Consider the following 5,081-nt stretch of genomic DNA (forward strand, 5'->3'; position numbering starts at 1 on the left):
CAGGTCGCGGTCCGTGGGCCAGTCGGTGGTGTCGAAGGCTCGGCGGGCGGCGGCGACGGCCGCCTCGGCGTCCGCCCCGGTCGCCTCGGGCGCATACCCGACCAGCTCTCCGGTGGCGGGATTGTGGGAGGTGAAGGTCGCACCGGCGGTCACCAGCTTGCCGTCGATCAGCTGGGGCCTGACGGGGTGGGTGCTCACAGTCGCACCACCGATCCGCCGTCGACCGCGACGACCTGTCCGGTGACCCAGCTCGCTGCGTCGGACAGCAGGAACATCAGCAGCCCCGCCGGGTCCGCCGGTGTCCCCATGCGTTTGAGGGCCAGAGACCGCACCAACGTCTCACGGACCTGCTCCGGAATGATGTCGCGGGAACCCTCCGTGTCCGTCGGCCCGGGCGCGATCGCGTTGACGCGGATTCCTCGGCCGCCGAGTTCCGCGGCGAGGGACGCGGTGAGGTGGTTGATGCCGGCCTTGGCGAGACCGTAGAAACCGGTGGCCTGCCATGCCGCTGTGGACGACTGGTTGACGATGGCCGAACCCTCCTTCAAGTGGGGCAGGACGGCGCGGGTCGTGTGCAGCGCGCCGAGCAGGTTCACCTTGAGGAACCGGTCGAGGTAGTCGTAGTCCACGCTCGTGAGGCCCTCGCGCCGCATTCCCTGGAAGATCGCGGCGTTGTTGACCAGGTGGTCGATGCGGCCCAACTCGCTGACCACCGTGTCGGCGAGAGCCTCGGCGGACGCCGGGTCGCCGACGTCGGTCCGCACGAAGAGCGCGTCACCGATCTCCTTCGCGACACGCTGTCCTTGTTCCTCGTTCAGCTCGGCGACCACGACCCGCGCGCCCTCGGCGGCCAGGGCCTTCGCGTAGCCCTCTCCGATGCCTTGGCCGGCTCCGGTGACGATCGCCACCTTGCCTCTGAACCGCATCCCAGCCTCCTTGCTCGATGGGTCGGAAACTACATTCTCCATTTCGGCGAATCAAGGATTCGTACAAGAGAACTCGGTACCAACACCCGAAGGCCGCGGGAGGACCGGCCGGTCCTCACGACTCACCCGCCTGTCACGGGGGTTCCCGGCACAACCTGGATGAGAATATGGTTCTCGGAGATGAAAGGGGCATTTTCATGATCACATCGAAAACCTTGAGTCCGGGACTCGGGGTCGAGTTCACCGGCGTCACGGACCCGGTGGAGGACGCCTTCGTCCACCGGGCCGTCGAAGCCCTCACCTGGCACGGAGTCCTCCTCGTGCGCGGGCTGCACCTCGACGACGAACAGCAGCTCGCGTTCAGCCGCAGGCTCGGCGAGGTGGTCACGCTGCGCGGCCAGGAGGTCTTCCCCATCTCCGTCAACCCGGCCAGGAGCAGGAGCGCCGAGTACCTCAAGGGCGCCTTCCACTGGCATCTGGACGGCACCGGCGACGACGTGCCCGTCAAGGCGACGACACTGACCGCCCGGCACGTCGCCACGGCCGGTGGCGGCACCGAGTTCGCCAGCACGTACGCGGCCTACGAGAGCTTGCCGGAGAAGGAGCGCGAGCGGTACGGGTCGCTGCGCGTGGTGCACAGTTTCGAAGCCGCCCAGCGACTGGTGAATCCCGACCCCACCGATGAGGAGCTGGCCGCCTGGCGGACCCGGCCCAGCCAGGAGATGTCCCTGGTGTGGGACCGCCGGGACGGGCGCCGCTCCCTGGTCACCGGTGCCACCGCCGACCACATCGTCGGAATGGATCCCGCCGAAAGCCGTGGTCTGCTCGGCGACCTGCTCGAGTGGACCACGCAGGAGCGGTTCCGCCACACCCACGACTGGGAGGTCGGCGACCTCGTGGTCTGGGACAACACGGGCATCCTGCACCGGGCGCTCCCCTACGACGAGACCTCCGAACGGCTGCTGCACCGCACGACCGTCGTCGGCGATGAGGCGTTCGCATGAGCGCGACGAGGACAGCCGTGGTCACCGGCGGAGCCTCCGGCATCGGCCGGGCGATCGCACGGCGGCTCGCCGCCGACGGCCTCGAGGTAGCCGTGTTCGACATCGCACCGACCGAGGAAGAACACGCGTTGACCGTCGACATCACCGACCGGGCACAGGTGGACAAGGCGATGGACACGGTGCGCGAGCGCTACGGCCCGGTCTCCGTTCTGGTCAACGCTGCAGGCAAGGACGGTTTCACCCGCTTCTCGGAGCTGTCCTTCCAGGAGTGGCAGCGCGTGGTCGACATCAACCTCAACGGGACCTACCACTGTGTGCAGTCGGCACTGCCGGACATGTGGGAGGGCCGCTGGGGCCGGATCGTCAACATCTCCTCCTCCAGCACCCACTCCGGCCAGCCCTTCATGGCCCACTACGTCGCCGCCAAGTCCGCGGTGAACGGGCTGACGAAGTCCCTCGCCCTGGAATTGGGCCCCCGGGGCATCACCGTCAACGCCGTACCGCCCGGGTTCATCGACACACCGATGCTGCGCACCGCCGAGCAGGAGCGGCGGCTCGGCGGCACCATCGAGGAGCACATCGCGCGGACCCCGGTACGCCGGGTGGGCCGCCCTGAGGACATCGCGGCGACCTGTGCCTTCCTGGTCAGCGAGGAGGCGGGCTACATCACGGGGCAGATCATCGGCGTGAACGGGGGCCGCAACACATGACGAGGCTCTCGCCGGTGCCGTACGAGGAGTGGGACGACGAAGCGCTGCGACCGCTGACGGGCGGGCGAAAGGTGCCTCCCTCGAACGTACTGGGCCTGCTTCTGCACCATCCGGAGCTCGCCAGGTCGTTCCTCACCTTCTCCGCCCACCTGCTGGCCCGCAACTCACTGCCGGAGAGGACCCGTGAGCTGGCGATCCTGCGGGTCGCCTGGCGCCGCGGGTGCGGGTACGAATGGGCACAGCACGTACTGATCGGCCGTCGGGCCGGCGTGACGGACGAGGACCTGGACCATGTGCGGACGGGCGCCCGCACCCTGGTGAACCGTGCCGTCGACGAACTGGAGACCTCCTCCACCCTCTCCGACAGCACGTACGCGGAGCTGGCGAGGATATGGGACGAGCGGCAGCTGCTGGACTTCGTGTTCACCGTGGGCGCGTACGGGATGCTGGCGGCGGTGCTGAACACGTTCGAGGTGGAGCCCGATGCCGGTCCCGACGACGAGGGCCACGGCCCGGCCCGCTCCCAGGAATGACCCCGAGGAGCTCGCGGGGCCAGGTGATGGGCAAGGGAGGTGAAGCGTGGTCGCGCAACGGGCGACACGTTCACCCGGAGCGGCCGGCCTGGTCACGATGTTCCGGAGGGACGGTGCCGCGAGGCGGACCCGGACGGCAGTCCGTCGCGAGAACGAAGCTTCGCGCAGGGCACCTGGCAGACACGGCCTGACACGGAGGCCCGGGCCGGAGTCGCCTCGGCTCCGGCCCGGGCCCGTCCCCCGGTGGGTGTGGTCCTCAGCCCTGCTTCAGGCGCTCCTTCATGTCGTCCAGCTGCGTCAGGATCGGAAGACCGCCCACACTGAGCGCGTTGCCGTGCCCGGTCTGGTGGACGTCGAAGACAGCCTGAAGCGCGGCGTAGAAGCCCTGGACGTCCAGGGTCTGGTTCACCGCTCGCTTGGCCTGACGCAGTCCGAAGGACGGCATCTTCGCTATGCGCGCCGCCAGTTCCCTTGCCGCTTTCTCCAGTTCCCCCGGCGGAACGACCTTGTTGACCATGCCCACCTGCTCCGCCTCGCGAGCGGTGAGCGGCCGGCCGGTGAACAGGATCTCCTTGGCCTTGCGCGGGCCCAGCTCCCAGGTGTGACCGTGGTACTCGACCCCGCCGATGCCCATGTGCACCACCGGGTCGGAGAACTCGGCGTTCTCGGCGGCTACGATCAGGTCGCACGGCCAGCACAGCATCAGACCTGCGGCGATGCACTTGCCCTGGACGGCGGCGATGGTGGGCTTGGGAATGTTGCGCCACTTCAGCGAGTACTCCAGGTAGCGGCGCGTCTCAGCGTCGTAGATCCACTCCAGGGTGATCTCGTCCGGTCCCGGCCAGCGGTCCTTCAGGTCGTGTCCGGCGGAGAAGTGACGCCCGTTCGCCCGCAGCACGACCACGCGGACCTCCTCGTCCCGGGCGGCACGCGTCCAGGCGGCGTCCAGCGCGTCGAGGAGGGCCATGGTCTGGGCGTTGGCGGCCTCGGGGCGGTTGAGGGTGATGACGGCGACGCCGTCCTGGGCTTCGTACAGGATCTGGTCCATGACCGGCGTCCTAACGCGGTAGGCCGAGGAGGCGCTCGGCGATGATGTTGCGCTGGATCTCACTGGTGCCGCCGGCGATGGTGCCGGCGAAGCTGCGCGCGTACCGCTCGAACCAGCTGGAGATGAAGTCCTCGTTGTTCATGTGGTGGTACGGGCCGGTGCGGGCGGGATGCGGCAGCGCATCGGCGCCGTGTGCCTCCAGGGCGCGCAGCGACGCGGTCTGGACGGCTTCGGAGCCGAGCAGTTTGAGCACGGAGATCTCGGCGGGGTTCCGGTCCGGGCCCAGTTGGCGGTAGCCGAGCAGCCTGAGGGCCGTCAGGTCCATGAGGAGGGTGGCATACCACTCCTGGCCGGAGCCGATGTCCGCGGCGTCACGCACCAGGTCCTGGAGACGTTCGGCGTACGACAGCCACAGCAGCGTGCGTTCGTGGCCGAGGGAGCCGTTGGCCACCCGCCAGCCCTCCCCCAGCGGCCCGACGAGGTTCTCCCGCGGCACGCGGACGTCGGTGAGGAAGACCTCGTTGAAGTCGTGGTCGTCCTCGGCGGCGATCGACCCGAAGGGCCGCCGTACGACGCCGTCGGTGACGGTCGGGATCAGCAGCGCGCTGATCCCCTTGTGCCTGGGGGCCTCGGGGTCGGTGCGGACGAAGGTGAGGAGCACGTCGGCGTGGTGGGCTCCGGACGTCCAGATCTTCTGCCCGTTCACCGTGAAGGTGTCACCGTCCAGGACGGCCCGGGTGCGCAGCGAGGCGAGGTCGGAGCCCGCCTCGGGTTCGCTCATGCCGAGCGCGGCGGTGATCTCGGCGCGCAGGATCGGCACCGCCCAACGCCGTTTCTGCTCCTTGGTGCCGAAGGTGAGC

The 5,081-nt window shown here is 69.1% G+C and carries 7 protein-coding genes; 3 read left to right on the plus strand and 4 right to left on the minus strand.

What is annotated here, in order from left to right:
* Both VN520_RS08575 and VN520_RS08580 read right to left on the minus strand, forming a co-directional pair.
* Positions 1–198, minus strand: a 198-nt coding sequence (locus tag VN520_RS08575; protein ID WP_325746253.1) for an aldehyde dehydrogenase family protein, incomplete at its 3' end; no start/stop codon positions are given.
* Entirely contained in the window at positions 195–926 is a 732-nt protein-coding gene (locus VN520_RS08580; RefSeq protein WP_325746254.1) for an SDR family oxidoreductase, read from the minus strand. The genes VN520_RS08580 and VN520_RS08575, both read right to left, overlap by 4 nt.
* A gap of 197 nt (positions 927–1,123) precedes the next feature.
* On the opposite strand from VN520_RS08580, the gene VN520_RS08585 reads away from it, so the two are divergent.
* Genes VN520_RS08585 through VN520_RS08595 form a run of 3 tightly spaced genes read left to right on the plus strand, consistent with a single transcriptional unit; the run spans position 1,124 to position 3,173 of the window.
* A complete protein-coding gene (locus VN520_RS08585) occupies positions 1,124–1,930 on the plus strand; it encodes a TauD/TfdA family dioxygenase (RefSeq protein ID WP_325746255.1) in 807 nt (268 codons plus the stop codon).
* Positions 1,927–2,640 carry an SDR family NAD(P)-dependent oxidoreductase gene (locus VN520_RS08590; RefSeq protein WP_325746256.1) on the plus strand — a complete coding sequence of 238 codons (714 nt, stop codon included), beginning with the start codon at positions 1,927–1,929 and terminating at the stop codon, positions 2,638–2,640. Before VN520_RS08585 ends, VN520_RS08590 begins: the two co-directional genes overlap by 4 nt.
* The gene (locus VN520_RS08595; protein ID WP_325746257.1) at positions 2,637–3,173 is read left to right on the plus strand and encodes a carboxymuconolactone decarboxylase family protein; all 537 of its coding nucleotides are present in this window, start codon (positions 2,637–2,639) and stop codon (positions 3,171–3,173) included. The genes VN520_RS08590 and VN520_RS08595 overlap by 4 nt, the downstream gene beginning before the upstream one ends.
* A 256-nt stretch (positions 3,174–3,429) precedes the next feature.
* Here the strand turns inward: VN520_RS08595 and VN520_RS08600 are convergent, their stop codons facing one another.
* A complete protein-coding gene (locus tag VN520_RS08600) occupies positions 3,430–4,221 on the minus strand; it encodes an enoyl-CoA hydratase (RefSeq protein WP_325746258.1) in 792 nt (263 codons plus the stop codon).
* A gap of 10 nt (positions 4,222–4,231) precedes the next feature.
* On the minus strand, positions 4,232–5,081 hold an 850-nt coding region (locus tag VN520_RS08605; protein ID WP_325746259.1), incomplete at its 5' end, for an acyl-CoA dehydrogenase family protein.

Source organism: Streptomyces sp., from assembly GCF_035563135.1.
Taxonomy (GTDB): domain Bacteria; phylum Actinomycetota; class Actinomycetes; order Streptomycetales; family Streptomycetaceae; genus Streptomyces.

Excerpts from the sequence above, each read along its gene's own strand:
- VN520_RS08585 (WP_325746255.1), top strand. The coding sequence starts at position 1,124 with ATGATCACATCGAAAACCTTGAGTCCGGGACTCGGGGTCGAGTTCACC.
- VN520_RS08595 (WP_325746257.1), top strand. The coding sequence starts at position 2,637 with ATGACGAGGCTCTCGCCGGTGCCGTACGAGGAGTGGGACGACGAAGCG.
- VN520_RS08600 (WP_325746258.1), bottom strand. The coding sequence starts at position 4,221 with ATGGACCAGATCCTGTACGAAGCCCAGGACGGCGTCGCCGTCATCACC.
- VN520_RS08580 (WP_325746254.1), bottom strand. The coding sequence starts at position 926 with ATGCGGTTCAGAGGCAAGGTGGCGATCGTCACCGGAGCCGGCCAAGGC.
- VN520_RS08590 (WP_325746256.1), top strand. The coding sequence starts at position 1,927 with ATGAGCGCGACGAGGACAGCCGTGGTCACCGGCGGAGCCTCCGGCATC.